The following is an 18316-nucleotide window of genomic DNA, read 5'->3' as shown; positions in this document are numbered from 1 at the left end:
TATGGCCGACATTTACCTCCCGACGCTGCATGACGGGCAGTTAAAAGTCTGGTCTGATTCCTGGGATGGTCAGCTGCATGCGGTCCGGTGTGGTCGCCGCTGGGGTAAGACTTTCATGCTGTCCAGCGCTGCGGTGACCTACGCTACAGCGCCGTTTAAGCGCCCGGGCATGGACATTGAACTCGGTGGCCGCGTCGGTATCTTCACCGCGGAGTATCGCCAGTATCAGGAAATCTACGACAAGCTCGAAGAAATCCTGCTGCCGCTGAAGAAAAGCTTTAGCCGCCAGGAGAAGCGCCTGCTGCTGAAGAACGGCGGGAAGATCGACTTCTGGGTCACCAACGACAACAAACTGGCTGGACGTGGCCGTGAGTACGAAATCATCCTGATAGACGAGGCGGCATTTACCAAGTCGCCGGAGATGCTGAGGGAGATCTGGCCGAAGTCGATTAAGCCAACGCTGCTGACGACGAAAGGCCGGGCCTACGTATTTTCAACGCCGGACGGGGTGGACGAAGAGAACTTCTTCTACGCCATCTGCCACGACAAGAATCTCGGATTCATCGAGCATCACGCGCCGACATCCTCCAACCCGTTCGTTCCGCCGGAAGAACTCGAGAAGGAGAAGGCCAACAACGACCCACGCGTGTTCCGCCAGGAGTTTCTGGCCGAGTTCGTCGACTGGTCAGCCGCTTCGCTGTTCGACGTCCGCAAATGGTTTGAGGGTGAGAATCAGGATCAGCCTGTCGATTACCCTGAAATGTGCCAGGCCGTCTTCGCTGTCATGGATACCGCCGTCAAGGGTGGTTCTGAGCATGACGGCACGGCGGTGGTGTATTACGCCGTCGACACCCGGCCCGGCATTCAGCGCCTCACCATTCTGGACTGGGATGTCGTGCAGATTGACGGCGCGCTGCTGGAGACGTGGATGCCGTCGGTGTTCGACCGCCTCAACGAGCTTTCCGGCCAGTGCGTTGCCATCAACGGCAGCCTCGGCGTGTTCATCGAAGACGCCAGCATGGGCAGCATCCTCCTGCAGAAAGGTGAAAGCCTGGGATGGCCGGTCAACAAAATTGAGTCCGCCCTTACCAGCAAAGGAAAGGACGAACGCGCCATTATGGCCTCCGGTTACCACTACCGCGGCCTGGCGAAAATATCCCGACACGCCTACGAGAAGACAGCCGTCTTCAAGGGCGAGACAGCAAACCATCTGCACAAGCAGGTTTCCCGATTCCACCTTGCCGACAAGAAAGCGCATAAGCGCGCCGATGACCTGCTCGATGATTACACCTACGGGCTGATCATCGCCTTCGGCAGCGGCGATGCAATCTGACGAGAGAACCAATGAACGAAGACGATTTCGAAATCGGCAGCTGCTCTCCAGAGTTGATGGCATTGCTGGACAGTGACGACATTCAGCCAGGCTCCTCGGCTGGGTATCAGGCCTGCAAGACGATTTATCTCTTCCACCCCCTGGGCGGCAAGATGGTCGATCGACCGATTAAAATGGCGATGAATGAGCCGCGCACCGTGCATGTTGCCCAGTCCTATGGACTTGAGCAGCGCCTGCGCGACGCGTTCGAACGCGAATGGAAAGCGATGGGTGCGAACCAGCACATTGCCAACGCCGCGCGCATCGCGCGTATTTACGGTGTATCAGCGATCGCAATGCTGGTTGATAACCAAGAACCCAATGAATCGCTGGACTACCGCACGCTGTATAAGCACAACGTCAGCTTTAACATCCTGGACCCGCTGAACACCGCGGGCAGCATCGTGCTGAATCAGGACCCGAATGCCCATGACTTCCAGAAGGTCGAAGGCATTCGTGTGGCTGGCAAGCCATACCACAAATCGCGCTGCATAGTCGCGCAGAACGAAGATCCAATTTATCTCGCTTACAACCCTGCAGCGTTCGGGTTCACCGGTCGCAGCGTGTATCAGCGTGCGCTTTTCCCGCTGAAATCCTTCATTCAGACCATGCGCACTGATGACATGGTTGCGGTTAAAGGGGGCCTGCTAATTACCAAAATTGCAGGAGCTGGAGCTGTTGTTAACAAAGTTATGCAGGCGCTGGGTGGGTTCAAGCGCATGCTGCTGAAGAGAGGTAAAACTGGCGAGGTCCTGCAGATTGGACCGCAGGATGGCATTGAGTCAATCGACCTGAGCAACCTTGAAAAGCCTCTCGACTCTGCGCGTAAGCATATTCTGGAGAACATAGCGGCCGCCGCCGACATGCCAGCGATCATCCTCAACTCCGAGACGTTCGCCCAAGGCTTCGGTGAAGGCACGGAAGATGCCCGCGCCGTGGCGGTATACATCGACAACATCCGAGAGTGGCTTGACCCACTTTACGCATTCTTCATCCGCGTGTGCCAGTACCGCGCCTGGAGCATTGAGTTCTTCCAGTCGCTGCGTGCCGACTTCCCGGAGCTGAAAAACACCTACAGCGTGTATTTCGCCAGCTGGATAAACAACTTCGAATATCGCTGGCCGTCCTCCCTGAAAGAGCCGGAAAGCGAGAAGGTGAAGGTCGACGAGACGCGCTTTAAGGCTATTGTCAGCATGCTGGAAGTGGTGCTTCCGCAGCTCACGGCTGACCCCGAAAACCGGGCGACGCTGATCGAGTGGGCGTGCGAAAACGCCAATGCCAACGAGAACCTCTTCCCTCAGCGTCTTAATCTCGATTACGACTCGCTGAAGGAAAACCCACCGCCGGAGCCGCCGAAAGCTGAAGAGCCGGGCGGCGGGATGATGCTATGAACACTTTCACCCGAACAGTGAGAGACGCGGTGAAGTTCTTTCTCCGCAACGGCTACTCGTCCCGGGAAGAGCTGGAGCGCTGGCAGACGATTATCCGCCAGGCAGCCGAAAGCGAAACCGCCGATGACTACATGGCGATGGTCACCCGCAACCTGACTAAAGCTTACGACCTGCAGGTGGGCCGCGCTGGCGCGCTGAAGCGCCATCATGGCATATCCAGGTTTACGCTCAACTACCTTGAGCCGAAGCTGAGGACGGAGCTCGACAGGCGGATCCTCGCCAGTGCCGACCTTATCCAGCTCAACCGCAAAAAAGCCATCGACACCACGTTGTCGCGGTTTAGCGGATGGGCGAGCAGCATTCCCTCAGCCGACAGCATTGCGCTGACCGGCATTCAGGGAACGATGCGTGAGACGGCAGCGCACATTCAGAAGGCCGCCGAGAAGGTGGACTATGAAGCGCGCAGGGTGATGATCGACCAGAACCATAAGCTGATAGCCAATATCGACAACGTGATCGCAACGAGCAACAACGCGATTGCGGCGATTTGGCACAGCCCCTGGCGGCGGCCGGGTTACGACTTCCGCGAGGACCACAAGGAACGCGATCAACTGTATTACCTGATCCGTGGGAACTGGGCGCAAAAAAACGGGTACGTGAAAGCCGGTCCAGCCGGTTACCTTGACGAAATCACTCAGCCTGGCGAAGAGGTTTTTTGTCAGTGCTACGTGACCTACATCTACAACCTCCGAAGCATTCCTGAATACATGCTGACCCAGAAGGGGCAGAAGTTCATGGAGTCGATGAAGAAAGCAGCATAGGAGCATTAAAACGTGGCTATTTTTGGCAGCGGGATAATGTTCCGTCAGGGTAAGTACGTCTTCCTGATCCAGCGCTCGGATGATGGCACGTGGTGCCAGCCTGGCGGAACGGTAGAGCCGGGCGAGCTGGCTATTGATGCCGCGCGCCGCGAGGTGCTGGAAGAGGTGGGTTATCAGTACGATGGCCCGCTCACTCCACACAGCGTATACGGCGATTATCTGACGTTTCGCGCCGAGGTGCCGGAGAGGTTCGAGGCGAAGCTTAACGATGAATCGCTGGCCGCCGGATGGTTCCACATTGACGATCTGCCCAAACCGCTTCATCAGCCCTTCGCTGAGATGCTGGCGCAGCAGGCGCTCAATGAGACCGAAGTGGCCGCGCTCATCGCTGACGGGACGCTAAGCAGCCCGCAATTCTTTATCAACATGTGGATGTTCGCCATCCGGGTAACCGGAACAGGGGTTACCTGGCGCTCTGCAGATCAACAGATGGCCTTCCGTAACCCGGATGACTATCTCACCCCAGAGTTTCTCCAGCGAGTTGCCGGTGTACCGCTTATCTGGCTGCACCCGGAGAAAAACAAGCTCGATAGCGATGAATTTGCGAAGCGTGTTATCGGCACCCTGACGAATAGTTGGGTTGCTGATAATGGCGAGGTCTGGACTATTGGCCGGGTGTACGACGCTGAAGCCGCCGAAATTATGGCGACACGGCAGCTAAGTACCTCGCCAACCGTCACGTACAGCGAAGCGCAGGACTCAATCATCAAAATCGACGGTCAGCCTCTATTGGTGGAAGGTTCCCCGGTATTGCTCGACCACGTTGCAATTTGTGAACAGGGCGTATGGGACAAGCTCCTTGCCCCTACTGGTGTTAAATCTGATTCCATTCCAAACGAGGCTGAAAAGATGGACGAGGAAAAATTCGTAGAGCTATTCAATAAGTGTATGGATGCTCGCATGGCTAAGGCTGACTCAGAAGAAGCAGACCGTAAAGCCAAGGCCGATGCCGAAGAAGCAGCCAAGAAAGAAAAGGCTGATGCTGAGGCAAAAGAGGCCGAAGAGGCGAAAGCCAAAGCTGACGCGGAAGAGAAAGCCGCAAAAGAAAAAGCAGACGCAGAAGCCAAAGAGAAGGCCGACGCGGAAGAGGCAGAACGCATGGCGAAAGAAAAGGCTGATTCAGAACTGCGTCAGCAGATCGCCGACCTGCGCTCCCGCATCCCAACCGAGTTGAGCGATGAAGAGCGCAACGAAGTCGCCGACGCACAGGTGAAGGCCGATAGCGTGTTCTCCTGCTTCGGCAAGCGCGCGCCGGTGCCGCTGTCTGGTGAAAAGCCGCTGGCATATCGCCGCCGCCTGATGATCCAGCTTCAGGAGCATTCGCCTGACTTCAAATCCGTCGACCTGTCCTCCATCGCTGACTCAGCCCTGCTGAGCGTAGCCGAGAAGACGATCTACGCCGACGCGCAGAAATCGGCAAGCCTGTCTGTTGGCCCTGGTATGCTGCGCGAAATTAAACGCGCTGATGCGACCGGTCGCCAGATCAGCACCTTCGAAGGCGATCCTGCTGCCACCTGGGCTCCGTTCCAGTCCGGCAAGCGTCAGGTCACCAGTTTCAACAACCAGGCTTAACGGGAGCTCTCAAGCATGGCTAACTTATCTCTTAACCCGATGGCAACCACGAATGCGCTGGGCTCCTTCGGTGTGCAGTCCGACGGTTATATTCAGGGCGTGGCGCTCGATGACCCGGCTAACCGCTTTAACCTGGCGGCGGGTACTGTGGCGGCAACGGAAACCAAACCTCTCTGGGGCGGTCTGCCGGTTGCTGAGCTTCTGCCTGGCACCAGTTCAAGCCCGCGCGGTTCTTACATCCGTCGCGCTGTGTCTGTTACCGAACTGGAAGGCTTTACCGTCTTCAATCAGGCTCACAACGGCCTGACCACTCCTCAGTCACCGGTTCCGCTGTACGCATCAGGCATGAGCGTTTCGTACTATCGCCTGGGCTCTAACATGCGCGTACCGCTGAAAGCCTCTGCACAGGTTGTTGCGCTGGGCACTTCCGGCGCGTCGGTGAAAACGCCGCTGGCCTGGGATTTTGTGAACAACCAGATCACCACCGCGGCGGCGGCCGGTTTCGCCGGTTCTGATATTGCGACAACTGCAGTGACGTATGCCAATGGTGTGGCGACAGCGGTAACCGCTTCAGCTCATGGCCTGACTGCTGGTCAGTACGTGAAAATCAGCGGCGTCGCTCCTGCTGCGTACAACGGCACTGTGGTTGTGCTTTCAGTCGTGAACACAACGACTTTCACCTATGCCCCGGCAACTGCACCAGGCGGCGCTGCAACAACGCAGGGCACCATCGGCGCAGTTACGCTTTCCGACATCACGCTGCCGGTAAAAGTGCTCGCCATCGAATCAGGCAACTCCAAGACTGTCAACTATGACAGCGCGACGGGTTTCCTGACCTGGAATAACACCGACAGCTGCGCGCTGGTCTTACTTTAATCGGGAGCTGAATTAAATGGCTGCAATTACCCCCAGCTACACCATCGTCAATCCGTCGTACATCGCGCCGGAGATGATCATTGGTTACCAGCAGGCATCAGGTGCGTTTGAAACCATCGCCAGCGGTAACCCGCAAGTCCGTCTCGGCGTAGGCGATCAGTACGTCTACATGCGCCGCCTGGACATCCGCACCCAGACGACTTCCAGCCAGTCCGGTAACGGTAACCAGCTGCCGAGCGTGGCGCTGGATGCGAAGATGATTTCAACCCCAACCTACCTGTTCCGCTGCCGTGGTATCTACGATCACCATGACATGGCGGCTGCCGGTAACTGGAACTTTGCACTGCCGGAAGCTCAGCGCCTGGGCATGCGTCAGGGTATTTTCCAGCAGCTGCGCTCTGCTCTGCTGTATGGCATGAACCCTGCTGGCGGTGAAGGCCTGCTGAACACCGCTGGTGCGACTACCGAGTCCCTGCCTCCGGACAGCAACGGTAACACAACCGTGCTGACCTATGACCACGGCCAGATGGCGGTATACCTGCTGGGCCACGTACAGGCAGCACTGACCCGCACCATGCAACTTGGCCGCCAGCAGCGCGTCGTCATCCTGGGGCCGCAACGCGTCCTAGGCGCCATGGAGATTCAGCAGATCGTTCAGCTGACTTCTTACCAGCGTCCTGGTGGTGGTACTGACACCGTCGGCGGCACGGTGAAAGAAGTGCTGAAAGGCGCAAACGTCCAGGTTGACTGGGTGTATGACGATACCCTGATCGGCGCTGGCGCTGGCGGTACCGACGCGGTGGTAATCACCATCCCTGAGGTCGAAGTGCCAATGGTCAACTCTACCGTGAACACCAACGAATTCGCCAAGCTGACCCCGTCTCTTGCCGCGAACGCGCTGATGTTTACCGACATGGCCGCGCCGCGCGAGATTCCGACGCCGATCGCTGGTGGTGCCATCGATGTTCTGTCCGAAATGCGTTCTACCGCAGGCTGGGCAGTTCGTCCGGAAGCAATCACCATCCTGTCCATGGCGTACAGCGCCTGATCCATTCTTTGAAGTGGTTAAGCCTCTGCCGGGGAGACTCAGCAGGGGCTTTTTTACGAGGGTAACCAATGAAACTCTATATCGCTAACACCACCAAGCAGCGCCAGATTTTCGCCTATCGCAAGCTGGAGACCGGCCGCCTTATTCAGATACCGATTAACCACGGCGACCAGATGATGGTACTGGATGGCACAACTGAAGAGATTGAAGCGGTGGTGCAGCACCATCAGGTTTATGGTCTGGTTGACTCGACAAAAATCGACCAGAGCCAGGCGTTTGTCGGCCTGTGCTACAGCCTGAACAAGCCTGTATCAGCGTCGGTAATCGAAAAAGCAATCCGCGATAACGATATTCACCTGACCCGTGGCGCCCACGGCCGTCGCCAGGCATCCGTAGCGGCTCTGGATAGTTCTCTGCGCGAAAGCGGTACCGGCTATTCCGGCGAGATGGAAGTCAGCGCTGAGCAGGCGAAAGGCCGCGAAGACAGCGAAGACACCCCAACGGTTAACGAAACAATTGTTACTGAAAAATCCGGGAGCAAGAAAAAATGACAACGAGCCTGTCGGGATTCATCGAATTCGTTCGAACTGACATGGGCGTGACCGCCGCGCAGGTTCCCGACGACTCGCCGTCTTTCACTCTGGCGTATGGCGGCGCGGTTGAGTGGGTAAACCCTGATATCGCGTGCGTCACGCCGAACTTGTACACTGTTGCCGTGTACAACCTGGGCGCGTCTTTCCTGGTCAACTATGGCACGGAATCGGTATTCGCCGAGTTCAGGAAAACGTATGGCCTGAACGATTTCAAGGCTGGCGTGATTACTGGTGCAGGAGATAACTCAACCAGCGCTCAGCGCCTGGTGCCGGACTTCTTCAAAGACCTGTCACTGGCTGACCTGCAGATGCTGCAGGACCCATGGGGCCGACGGTACCTGATGATTGCCCAGCAGTTCGGCAGCCTGTGGGGGCTGTCATGATCACCTTCCACCTGGGGGTGATTGATGTCCCGTATGAGGATGAGAACACCACAACCGGAGACGTCGCCGAGTATCTGGAGGAAAAGTACCAGATCATGCAGACGTTTTTCGACAGGTACAGCAACGACATCGCTGACCTGATGGCGAACGACCTGGCAGCGTCGCTTGAGAATATGATGGCCGGCGCGCCGCCAGCGAAAGACCCTCTGGCAGAGTCGATGTCACGGATCCATGACCTATTTGTCGCCTTCCTCGACAACACCGAAATGAACGGATTGCCGGGCGTGCCTACGCGCCGCGCGCTGGAGGGTATATCCCGGCGATTCAAGAACAAAAAGGGGCCTCCGCGCCCGTCATTCATCGATACCGGAACCTATCAGGCCGCGATGCGCGCCTGGGTGAGCGGGGTGCTAAATGCCTTCCCTGGATGAGTTGCAGCAAACTGCAAAAACCGAGCTTAACGCCACGCTGACGCAGGGTCTTGATGACCTGAGCCGCTTTCAGGTGGTCACGTTCACGAAGTATATCCGCAAGGTGCTGCCCCTCGATGGTTTCGTCTTCTGGGTGAAAGCGTCTGTTCTGTCGGACGACCCGAGCAGCGAGCCCGATACGGTGAACGTTAAGGGCTATCTGCACCTGACGACCGAAACCATCCAGGACGATGAACAGCTTTACGACCGGAACGTCGTGACGTTTACCGCTCAGGCGGACATCGACCCGTTCAACGATATCGGTTCTGACGTCCTGTATATCGGCGAGTTCTTTGGCCTCCAGTTTTCCTTCTCCCGGCGTACCGGGCTGAACGAACCGGCCAATCTCTATCACTACACAGGGGAGGCCATATTCCCCTACATGAGATCGCAGATCATCAACTCTGCCGACGATATCGACCTGTCGGACGTTGTGGTTTCGAGCTCATTGCCGGTATGGCTGGCGCTGAGCCAGTACATGCCGATGTTCCCGGCCATGCTGTCGACACAGAATCTGTCTCCGCCGTATGCAACGGTGAAGTGCAGCAACACTGCGCCGATTGCCGGGAGCTTTTACCTCGATGAGCAGCAGAACCAGTATCAACTGGTTTCCGAGGATGTGACGATATCCATCACTGGCCTGCGTAATGCCGGGGTTGAAGATTTCCTGAGGTACGTGCAGCAGTACACGCTCGGCGATGACGCGGAAATGGGCGTGATGAATATCCCTGTCGTTCAGGACGAACGCGTCACGCAGAACGAACTGAACATCATCGCCATGAGAAAAACCATTAAGTTCAAAGTCAACTATTACCAGCAGCGCATGCGGAACGTCGCGCGCAAGCTAATCACGTCAGCGATTCCGTCCATTTACCCGGAGAAATAAATAAATGGCAATTGTTAACATTAACGTCTCGGTGACAAACCCACCGAAGCCCTCTCAGCTGCTTAAATCCGGCGCGATGATCTCTATGGGCGGAACAACCCTGGCTGCAGGCGAGTATCAGCTCCTGACGACCAAAGACGATCTGAAGGCTATTACCTCACCAGCAAAAACCATTTCAACGATCACCTGGGCAACTGGCGTGGTTACGGTGACCCTCTCGGCGGCGCATGGATGGAACGTTGGCGATACTATCCCGCTGGTTGTCTCTGGCGTTACCCCGGCATCGTATAACCGCGCCGTAACAGCCACTGTGACCACTTCTACCGCCTTCACTTACCCACTGGCAACAGACCCGGGCACGGCAACAGTTATGGGTACGGTGAAAACCGTAGCAGCAAACGAAATCATCGAGATGAACACCACGTTCTGGGCGCAGGGCACAACCCGTGCGGTCTACGTGCTTGAGCTGGGTGATGTGTCCGTCGCTGCTGCTGTGGCTGCACTGGCCGACTTCATCGATGAAGACATTTCTCTGGGTAACACCTACCAGAAATTCTTCTCGTATCTGGTGCCGCGAGAGTGGGACGGTGAGACGACGTTTAAAACCCTGACTGGCCTGTATACCAGCCCGGCGTCACTGGTGTATTTCTTTGTCACCACCACGATCGCCACCTACCCGGCGTGGGTCGCCACCAAAAACAAGTCAGTGTTTGCAGGTGTGGAATCGACAAATATCCCGGCAGGCGAGTTTTCCATGGCGTTCCCGTTCCAGTCCTCTCTGGCAAACGACCCTGGCTCGTCAAACATGGTGCCGCCGATGGCGTACCGCTTTGGTTATGGCGTAACCGAGTACCCGGTAGAAGGCAATGGCACGCTGCTTAAACAGCTCCAGGACAACAGCATCAACTACGTCGGCACCGCTGCGGAAGGTGGGTTGAGCAACAAAATGCTGGTGGCAGGCCACATGCTGGACGGCAATCCGTTCAACTACTGGTATTCAGTGGCGTGGACTGCAATCAACCTCGAGCTGGATCTGGCCAACGAAATCATCAACGGGTCAAACACCAGCGTTAATCCGCTGTACTACGAGCAGAACGGCATCGACCGTCTGCAACGTCGCGCGCTGAAGACGCTGCGCAATGGCATCAGTTACGGCCTGATCCTGGGTCGAGTGATTGGTACCGGGCTGACGCAGCAGGACTTCAACACCGAATACGAGAAAGGCACGTATGCCGGTAACGCGGTGATCAACGCCGTGCCGTTCGCGAATTACACCAGCCTGAATCCGTCCGATTACGCCGCTGGAAAATACGCTGGCCTGAGCGCCGTAATGACGCCGCGCCGCGGCTTCGAATCCATCACGTTTAACGTGAACGTAACCAACTTTGTAGGGGCGTAAAAAATGGCAAACCCATTAGTACCGCAGGGATTCCTCAATCGTGTACGCGGCGCGGTGTCAGTAACTGACGTTCCGGCGCTGAACATCACCGCCTCTTACCTTGGCAAGGACGCCATCAGCATGCGTCCTGATGGCCCGGCGACGGACATTATCCCGACGCTGACCGGCACCGTAGGCAGTCAGGCGCCATATCAGCAGGTGACTGTCACCGTCCATCTGCTGCGCACGCAGGGCCTGAGCGACAGCTACAAAAACCGCTTCGCCACCGATACGGCACTGGGCGAGGTGGTGATCACCCCTGACGCGAACACGCTCAGCAATTTCACCGTGCTGAACGCTTATCTGGTTAACTTCAACGAACTGCCGTTTACCGGCATGGATGCCGGGTACGTGGTGACCATCAGCGGCTACATCCTGGCTAACGACAACATGTGGGTCTGATTGTGAAAATTGACAAAAAGCTCAACCTGGTAACAAACATCACCCGGGAAGACGGGTCAATCGTGTACCTGCACGTTACCCCGTTCCCGTATGAGGTGGTGGAGGAGCACTGCCTGCTGCTGGGCAACCTCTTTACCAACTTCATCTCGCAGGTCGGCGGTCTGGGCGCGGCGCGCGTCGCCGCAATGATGCTCCGTAAAAAGCTCAAGCGCGAGCAGGAGCTGATGGACGAAGCTAACCAGCAGGCTCAGCAGGCTCCAACCATCGTTGACGAGATCCAGCGCCTTACATCTGTGGTCTGGAATGACGGTGGAACCTGGAAAACTGCATCATTCGAAGTGGCGATGAAGCAGGGGGTTATCTCTCCTGACGAATACCGCGAAGTTGAAGGTGAGGTGGTTTTTTTTATGGTTACCTCTGCCATTCAGAAAGCCCATCTGATCGCCCCGACAGTGGGATCAGTGATCGGCATGTTCGGTGGGCAACTCGTATCATTGAGCGTTACGGCGTTCCGCGATTCCTTGCAGACGTCGAATCCTCCTACCGATACCCAGACCCAGAGTGCCCAGCCGGAAACGTCGCATATACCCTCCTAGACTGGGCGTCGAATGAGGGTTTCTGGCGGGTGATCAGGGAAATCACAGGCGAAGAGTTCGCCAGCCCGGCGCAGTACCGCCAGCGTTACATCATTTCCGCGTTAAAAGACAGGGGTTCCTTCAATGGTGGCTAAGTCTATTGTCGATATTGACGTAAATGACGACAAGTTTGTCGCATTTATGGAGAGGTTTAAAGAATATCAGGCTGCACTTGAGGATCTTCCTGAAGCATGGCGCGGGCTGGCGCATGGCGCCTCGGATGCTACCAAAGAGACGGTGAAAGCCAAAACAGAAGGTGACCTTCTGGCTAAAGCTTTTTCTGAGGGAGCAAGCGCGATTCTGTCGATAAACAGCGGACTTGAGCGGCTTACCGACAGCCTGGACCGGGCGAATAAAAGTCAGGAAGACTTCAACAAGAAAACCCGCTCATCAAAGGGTTTTTTGAGTGATGCAACGAAGGATGCTAAGTCTCTGGCCGGGCACATCAGGGATGCAACCACAAGCCTGCTGTCATGGGGTGGAATTGTCGGTCTGTTTACCGGCGTGCTGGGTGTCGGCGGTCTTTTCGGGCTTAACCGCCTGGCGGCCACAACCGGCTCCCAGCGCTTCACCTCTCTCGGGATCGGGACGAGCATCGGCGCGCTGGACTCGACAGCCATTAACTACCAGAAAGCGCTTGGAAACCCGACGGGAGCGCTGGGCGCTATCCGCGACAGCCAGATGGATCTGTCAAAGCGCTGGGCATTCCAGGCTATGGGCATCAACAACCCAGACCAAGACCCGGCCAAACTCCTGCCGCAGATGATTCGCAATGCTCGAGATATCTTTGTCAAAAACGGAAGCACCCTGCAGGGTGCAAACGCCTACGGCCTGACGAATTTCTTCAGCCTTGATGACCTGAATCGCTTTAAAAACATGAGCGATGAAGAAATCGATGCCATGGAACGCCGGGCGCAGAAGGATGCGAAGTTACTGCAGATCACCGATCGGCAGGCTCGGCAGTGGCAGGATTTCAACGTCCAGCTGGATTACAGCGAGCAGAGCATCCGGAACACGTTCGTGCGCGGGCTCGGCCCGTTAACCCCGCAGCTGAGCAAGCTTTCTGATGCGCTTGCTGGCGCTATTGATACGGTGCTGCAGTCTCCAGAACTCGGTAAGTGGATTGACGGGCTGGCGGGAGGTATTGAACGCTTCGGGAAATACCTCGCATCGCCAGAGTTCACCAAAGACGTTGACGACTTCATGGCTGGTATCGAAAAGCTTGGGGCGCTAATCGGGAAGGTTTACGACTGGGTTGTCGGTAAAACCGACATCTCAGTATCGGATTTGACTTCCGGATCCTCAATACTGAGCAATAAGAAAGTTACGGACCCGAAGACAGGGCAGACTTACACGCCAGGTTCCGAAGATGACCCCAGGGTGTGGGGATGGTTGAAGGGTGTTAAGCGGTTCTTCTCCAGTGGGGATATTAAGCCAGTCGATCCAACCCCTGCTGATGTCTCCGCGAAAGGCAGGACTATCGCCGACCGGTTCAACAACCCGACCAATCTGCGCTGGGCAGAGGGGTACGGAACGCACAACACACAGAGCGGGAAATTTGCGGTCTTCCCTACACTCGATGAGGGCGTGCTGGCGTCGGCGAAGCAACTGCAAATTTATGGTACCCGTGGCATCAACACGGTCACTGATATAGCGAAAAAATGGGCCCCGTCGAACGAGAACGATACAGAGGAGTACATCCGTCACGTCGTTAAAACGACCGGGCTTGGCGCTAACGACAGGCTGAACCTTAACGACCCTGCAATTCTGGCAAAACTCATTTCCGCCATGTCAACGAAAGAGGGCGCCGGAAACCGGGTCAGCGAGGGCGCAGTTATCCAGATATTCAACAACACAGGCGGCAATGCCATCGTTTCATCATCACAGCTTGGAGTGACTGGATAATGGCATTTACTCGCGAACTCTACCGGCTCGGGTTTGAAATCTCACCGGTCATCCTCTGCAATGGAGTTGCGGAGGCCATCCCCGGCGGCATGCTGCCCATAGTTGCGCTTACCCAGAGCGCCAGCTTTGTGACCGGGCTGCTCGGCGGGGCAATCAACCTTACCGATCTGGACAAATATTTCTGCCACTGGCGGCCTGTTCTGGGCTCGACAATGGTCGACTACGACATTGCTAAATATCCATTTGCTAACCAGACAGTCGCGGCCAACGCGCTTCTGGCTCAGCCGCTGAGGGTCAGCCTGATGATGGATGCGCCAGTGAACGAGAATACCGGAGCCATGACAAAGCTTGTTACTCTGAGCGCACTGCAGGCGGTGCTTCAGGCACATGCCAACCTGGGCGGGACTTACATCGTTGCCACCCCTTCGCTGATATACAACAACTGCATCCTGAAAACGGTTAAGGACAGCTCTACCGGTAATGACCCGCTTCCTCAGCGGTCGTGGCTATGGGATTTCGAGCAGCCACTGATTACCGAAACTGCTGCAGATCAGGCCGTAAACAGCTTCCTCAGCAAAATTGACGGCGGGGACCAGAACAACAGCAGCGCATGGACAAACACAGTCAGCGCTCTTGGCAACACATCTCTCGGTGGTTCGGTTACTGAAGCGGTGACAGGCGTGATTGGCAAGCTGCAGGGGGTATTTGGCATATGAGCACTGTCAATTACCCGTTTACCGGGCTTGAAAGGAAGAGCATGACGTTCGCGCCTGTTCTCGACGGTACGGTGTACACCTGCCAGATGAAGTGGAACATCGCCGCGCAGCGCTGGTATTTGCTGATCACCAACAGCGCCGGAAATCCGGTGCTGAATACTGCTGTTGTGGGCTCGACATCCACCGGGGGAATAAACCTTCTGAATGGGGTGTTTACATCGACGACCATGATCTGGCGTGAAAAGAACGGGCAGATTGAGGTAACGAGCTGATGCGCTACTACGAAATTAACATTTTTGATGGCGACACCTTAATCCAGCAATATTCCAGCCTGAAGAATGGAGTCTATAACCCCGGCGCGCTGATGGTGGAATTCGACATCATGCGCTTTGGTGAATCCACGCCAGCAGGGGAAACCCATCTCACTGTATGGGGTATCGGCCCTAAAGACATGCAGCAGGCCAGACAGAACCTTTACGGTAAGCGAATTCAGATCTTTGCCGGGATGTCGAAAGGATTGCCGCTTGCGGGCGTATGGGATAAAAAGCTTGCCATTGAGGGAACCATTTTTCAGGTGTTCGGCAACTGGCAGGGTACAGAGCTGCGGCTGGACTTCATCATTGTCGCTGGTCCGGTTAATACCACTGCCCGCGGGCAAATGGTGCCTCTGCAGCTCACCATGCCATGGTCTATGGGGCAGAAACTCTCCGTTGCGCTGACACAATGTATCATGACGATGGGCGGATTTACGCCGAACATAAGCATCAGCGACAGGCTGACATTGAATTACGATCGCCCCATGTTTTGCGGCTCCCTCGCTGAGCTGGCAAAAAACCTGCGGGCGTTTTCGCTGTCCCGCATCAAAGACCCAGGCTATACGGGGGTGGAAATTGCCGTGGTGAACGGCAACGAAATCCGGGTGTGGGATAACGATTACGCTAACCATCCAGATCAGGGATCGAAAATCAGCGCGACGGAAAGGAGTAAAAATCCTGTCCAGATAAAATTCAATGACCTGATCGGCCAGCCAACATGGATCAGTTTCGGCGTTGTCAGTGTCGTCTGCGTCATGCGCGCAGACCTGCAGACTGGCGACCATATCCTGATGCCAGAAAAGGCCAGGCCGATGATTCAGGCATCCTCTTACTCGCAGTTTCGCGATGACTCAGCCTTTAACGGTGAATTTGTAGTGCAATCGGTGAGGTTGCTGGGTAACAGCAGGCAGCCAACAGCTGAAGCGTGGATCACTGTGATTGAGGCATACCCAGCGGAGGCGGTTAAGACAAAATGAGTGTTGACCAGAAGCTTAATTTCGGCCGAAACATGAACAGGTTCGCCGAGCAGAAGTTTAATGAGGCTTTCCAGGCCGCCGGTAAAATCCTGCCGGCCAGCATTGTTGAGCAGCAGGGAAACATGGTCACCGTGTCTTTCGAGTTGCATGACACGCCATACGTTTTCCCTAATGTCACCATCCCACTCTTCGGCCCGCAGTACATCCGCTATCCGATGCAGCCAGGGGATAAAGGCATTGTCATCCCTGCCGACACTTACCTCGGCGGCGTCAGCGGTCAAGGCGGGGGGGTTGCTGACCTAACCCCTCCCGCCAACCTGAGCGCCCTGGTGTACCTGCCGATCAGCAATACGGAATGGGAGGCTGTCGACGGGAACGTTGTCACCATCTACGGGCCCGAGGGCGTAACCATCCGGGATCAGGGAAGCAACACGACGTTTCTGTTAACGCCTGACAGCGTGACGATTGCGGCAGTAGATTTGTTTAAGGTGACAGTCGGCAGCACGGTGCTAACCCTAACACAGGGTATGTGGAGCATCACGGGGACTTCCGGGAAGTTGCAGGACTCAACCGCCAGCACCAGCCCGGCGATTATGCATACTGGCTGGGCCGCTCTGGTTGCATGGGTGAATTCTCATCAGCATTCGAACGGTAATGGCGGTTCAAACACCGGCGGCCCAACCACCACTTTCAACGGGAACATCACGCAATGAGAACCTACGGGAGAGATGCAAATGGCAAGTGGGTGCTGGTGGTGCCGGATGAAAATGGCTTCAACGACTCCATTTATCTTACGACGCTGATCCAGAATCTGAAGCTGGCTCCGCAGGAGTCACCATTTTTTGCAAATAATGGCATTCCGGCGCAGAGCTCGGTCATTCAGCAGGTGCTGCCAACCTACTATGTTGACAGGCTTCAGCGGCAATTTAGCCAGTATTTCTCATCGCTGCAGATCGCCCTGGTGAGTGATGACCCGCCCGTATACAACATTTCGGCGATAACGAACGCCGGTTCTAAAATTATCACAACGGTGAACGTATGAGTGATTTGTCCGTAAGCTATGACGCAGCCGGGCCAGTGCCGAAAACATCCGAAGAACTGCGCGCAGATTTGGTTTCCAGAGCCACTGAGTTATCACCCGGTATTACTACGGACCTCCCGGGCTCGCTGATTGAGGATATAGTCGGTACCGACGTTGGCGCGCTGCTCATTGCCGATCAGATCCGCGTCGACCTCATAAACTCTGTTGGCCCGCTTAAAGCGAATATGTACATGCTGAACCTCCTGGCTCAGCAGTCAGGTATCAGCCCGCAAAAAACTGAAGGGTCAACCACAGTTCCAGTGACCTTCTCGGGACCGGCTGGATTCGTAATACCCCAGGGGTTTCTGGTCAGTGATGGCACCTATACCTATCAGATCGCCGACGCTACAATAATTTTGTCATCAGGTGTCAGCTCGATGGTAACTGGTGTTGCGACAAATACCGGGTCGTGGGCTGTACCCGCAGGATCTGTTAACCAGATACTGACCAGTCTGCCGTCGGATATTACCTTGACCTGTACCAACCCTGTTGCCGGCACGCCTGGCGGGGCGCCAGAAACTAACTACGAGTTTCGCGAGCGCGTCTGGGAAGGTCAGATGTCAACTGTTCAGGGTTATCCTGGCTTTATCCGTCAGAAGCTAACCGACCTGAGCAATGTTCAGGCCAGGCTGGTTTCCGTGGTTCAGAGCGGCAATGCATGGATTGTGATGTGCGGTGGTGGCGATATCTATGAAATGGCCGGGGCCATTTATAAGTCAGCTGGCGATATCAGCAGACTTAAAGGCACAGACCTGAATGTCACGGGAATTACAAATGCTAACCCTGGCGTTGTAACGACTGACATCACTCACGGATTCAGCACAGGGCAGCTTATCAACATCACCGGCGTCACCGGAATGAGCGGCATCAATAACGTGCCTCTTACCGTCACCGTGTTGAGCCCACACACTTTCTCTATAGGCATTAACACCACTTCCTCAGGCACCTGGACCGGTGGCGGGGTGGTCACGCCTAATCTTAGAAATAACATCGTGACAATAAACGACTGGCCAGATAACTACCTGATCCCGTTTGTTGTACCGCTCCAGCAACTGGTGACTATCAAGTTTGAATGGGCGACAGAACGCGCGAATTACCTGACGGATGCCACAATCGCCTCCCTTGTGTCGCAGCCGGTGATTAACTATGTGAATGGGATATTTGCTGGAAACCCGATGAACATCAATAACGTTAAGGATGTATTCCTTCAGGCGATTAACGGCACGCTGGATATGAGCCTTATCTCAACCCTGAATGTTATTGTGACTGTGAACGGCGTTATCACAGGTGTGGACGCCGGGACGAATATCATCAGCGGCGACCCATACAGTTACTGGTACATCGCCTCAGATGGGGTGATTGTTGACGGGATATAA

General features: G+C 55.7%; 20 protein-coding genes. All 20 read left to right on the top strand.

Going from position 1 to position 18316, the window contains the following annotated elements:
• The first annotated feature begins 1 nt into the window (after nucleotide 1).
• The 20 genes from AC27FC_RS08625 to AC27FC_RS08530 all read left to right on the top strand — a co-directional run bounded on the left by AC27FC_RS08625 (nucleotide 2) and on the right by AC27FC_RS08530 (nucleotide 18316).
• The gene (locus tag AC27FC_RS08625) at nucleotides 2-1333 is read left to right on the top strand and encodes a terminase large subunit domain-containing protein (protein WP_108090065.1); all 1332 of its coding nucleotides are present in this window, start codon (nucleotides 2-4) and stop codon (nucleotides 1331-1333) included.
• 11 nt (nucleotides 1334-1344) lie between these two features.
• A complete protein-coding gene (locus AC27FC_RS08620) occupies nucleotides 1345-2763 on the top strand; it encodes an anti-CBASS protein Acb1 family protein (RefSeq protein ID WP_048976637.1) in 1419 nt (472 codons plus the stop codon).
• Entirely contained in the window at nucleotides 2760-3584 is an 825-nt protein-coding gene (locus AC27FC_RS08615; RefSeq protein WP_487159990.1) for a hypothetical protein, read from the top strand. Before AC27FC_RS08620 ends, AC27FC_RS08615 begins: the two co-directional genes overlap by 4 nt.
• Nucleotides 3585-3596: 12 nt before the next feature.
• Nucleotides 3597-5216: an NUDIX hydrolase gene (locus AC27FC_RS08610; protein WP_487159988.1), complete on the top strand. Its 1620-nt coding sequence runs from the start codon at nucleotides 3597-3599 to the stop codon at nucleotides 5214-5216.
• Between the two features lie 15 nt (nucleotides 5217-5231).
• The gene (locus AC27FC_RS08605; RefSeq protein WP_487159986.1) at nucleotides 5232-6092 is read left to right on the top strand and encodes a hypothetical protein; all 861 of its coding nucleotides are present in this window, start codon (nucleotides 5232-5234) and stop codon (nucleotides 6090-6092) included.
• Nucleotides 6093-6108: 16 nt separating this feature from the next.
• Nucleotides 6109-7140 (top strand): hypothetical protein, encoded by a 1032-nt coding sequence (locus AC27FC_RS08600; RefSeq protein WP_045407450.1) that lies wholly within the window; start codon nucleotides 6109-6111, stop codon nucleotides 7138-7140.
• Nucleotides 7141-7208: 68 nt separating this feature from the next.
• A complete protein-coding gene (locus AC27FC_RS08595; protein WP_032656017.1) occupies nucleotides 7209-7691 on the top strand; it encodes a hypothetical protein in 483 nt (160 codons plus the stop codon).
• A complete protein-coding gene (locus AC27FC_RS08590) occupies nucleotides 7688-8116 on the top strand; it encodes a hypothetical protein (protein WP_023327268.1) in 429 nt (142 codons plus the stop codon). Before AC27FC_RS08595 ends, AC27FC_RS08590 begins: the two co-directional genes overlap by 4 nt.
• The gene (locus tag AC27FC_RS08585; RefSeq protein WP_219998839.1) at nucleotides 8113-8547 is read left to right on the top strand and encodes a hypothetical protein; all 435 of its coding nucleotides are present in this window, start codon (nucleotides 8113-8115) and stop codon (nucleotides 8545-8547) included. The genes AC27FC_RS08590 and AC27FC_RS08585 overlap by 4 nt, the downstream gene beginning before the upstream one ends.
• A complete protein-coding gene (locus AC27FC_RS08580; RefSeq protein ID WP_274828993.1) occupies nucleotides 8531-9472 on the top strand; it encodes a hypothetical protein in 942 nt (313 codons plus the stop codon). Before AC27FC_RS08585 ends, AC27FC_RS08580 begins: the two co-directional genes overlap by 17 nt.
• A 4-nt stretch (nucleotides 9473-9476) precedes the next feature.
• Nucleotides 9477-10871: a hypothetical protein gene (locus AC27FC_RS08575; RefSeq protein WP_487159984.1), complete on the top strand. Its 1395-nt coding sequence runs from the start codon at nucleotides 9477-9479 to the stop codon at nucleotides 10869-10871.
• 3 nt (nucleotides 10872-10874) lie between these two features.
• A complete protein-coding gene (locus AC27FC_RS08570; RefSeq protein ID WP_023327272.1) occupies nucleotides 10875-11312 on the top strand; it encodes a hypothetical protein in 438 nt (145 codons plus the stop codon).
• Nucleotides 11313-11314: 2 nt separating this feature from the next.
• Nucleotides 11315-11908 carry a hypothetical protein gene (locus AC27FC_RS08565; protein ID WP_487159982.1) on the top strand — a complete coding sequence of 198 codons (594 nt, stop codon included), beginning with the start codon at nucleotides 11315-11317 and terminating at the stop codon, nucleotides 11906-11908.
• Between the two features lie 123 nt (nucleotides 11909-12031).
• The gene (locus AC27FC_RS08560) at nucleotides 12032-13852 is read left to right on the top strand and encodes a hypothetical protein (protein ID WP_487159980.1); all 1821 of its coding nucleotides are present in this window, start codon (nucleotides 12032-12034) and stop codon (nucleotides 13850-13852) included.
• Nucleotides 13852-14568: a hypothetical protein gene (locus AC27FC_RS08555; protein WP_487159978.1), complete on the top strand. Its 717-nt coding sequence runs from the start codon at nucleotides 13852-13854 to the stop codon at nucleotides 14566-14568. Before AC27FC_RS08560 ends, AC27FC_RS08555 begins: the two co-directional genes overlap by 1 nt.
• Entirely contained in the window at nucleotides 14565-14840 is a 276-nt protein-coding gene (locus tag AC27FC_RS08550; RefSeq protein ID WP_232938023.1) for a phage baseplate plug family protein, read from the top strand. Before AC27FC_RS08555 ends, AC27FC_RS08550 begins: the two co-directional genes overlap by 4 nt.
• Nucleotides 14840-15859, top strand: a complete 1020-nt coding sequence (locus AC27FC_RS08545) for a hypothetical protein (protein ID WP_059360903.1) — start codon at nucleotides 14840-14842, stop codon at nucleotides 15857-15859. The genes AC27FC_RS08550 and AC27FC_RS08545 overlap by 1 nt, the downstream gene beginning before the upstream one ends.
• Nucleotides 15856-16572, top strand: coding sequence for a hypothetical protein (locus tag AC27FC_RS08540; RefSeq protein WP_234090129.1), 717 nt, complete (start codon nucleotides 15856-15858; stop codon nucleotides 16570-16572). Before AC27FC_RS08545 ends, AC27FC_RS08540 begins: the two co-directional genes overlap by 4 nt.
• Nucleotides 16569-16901, top strand: coding sequence for a hypothetical protein (locus tag AC27FC_RS08535; protein WP_048976622.1), 333 nt, complete (start codon nucleotides 16569-16571; stop codon nucleotides 16899-16901). The genes AC27FC_RS08540 and AC27FC_RS08535 overlap by 4 nt, the downstream gene beginning before the upstream one ends.
• Entirely contained in the window at nucleotides 16898-18316 is a 1419-nt protein-coding gene (locus AC27FC_RS08530; protein WP_232938017.1) for a ubiquitin-activating E1 FCCH domain-containing protein, read from the top strand. The genes AC27FC_RS08535 and AC27FC_RS08530 overlap by 4 nt, the downstream gene beginning before the upstream one ends.

It is taken from the genome of Enterobacter sp. C3_dUdeg (genome assembly GCF_057536195.1).
The sequence above is the reverse complement of the archived record's forward strand: the minus strand, read 5'-3'. Positions and strand labels throughout refer to the sequence as shown.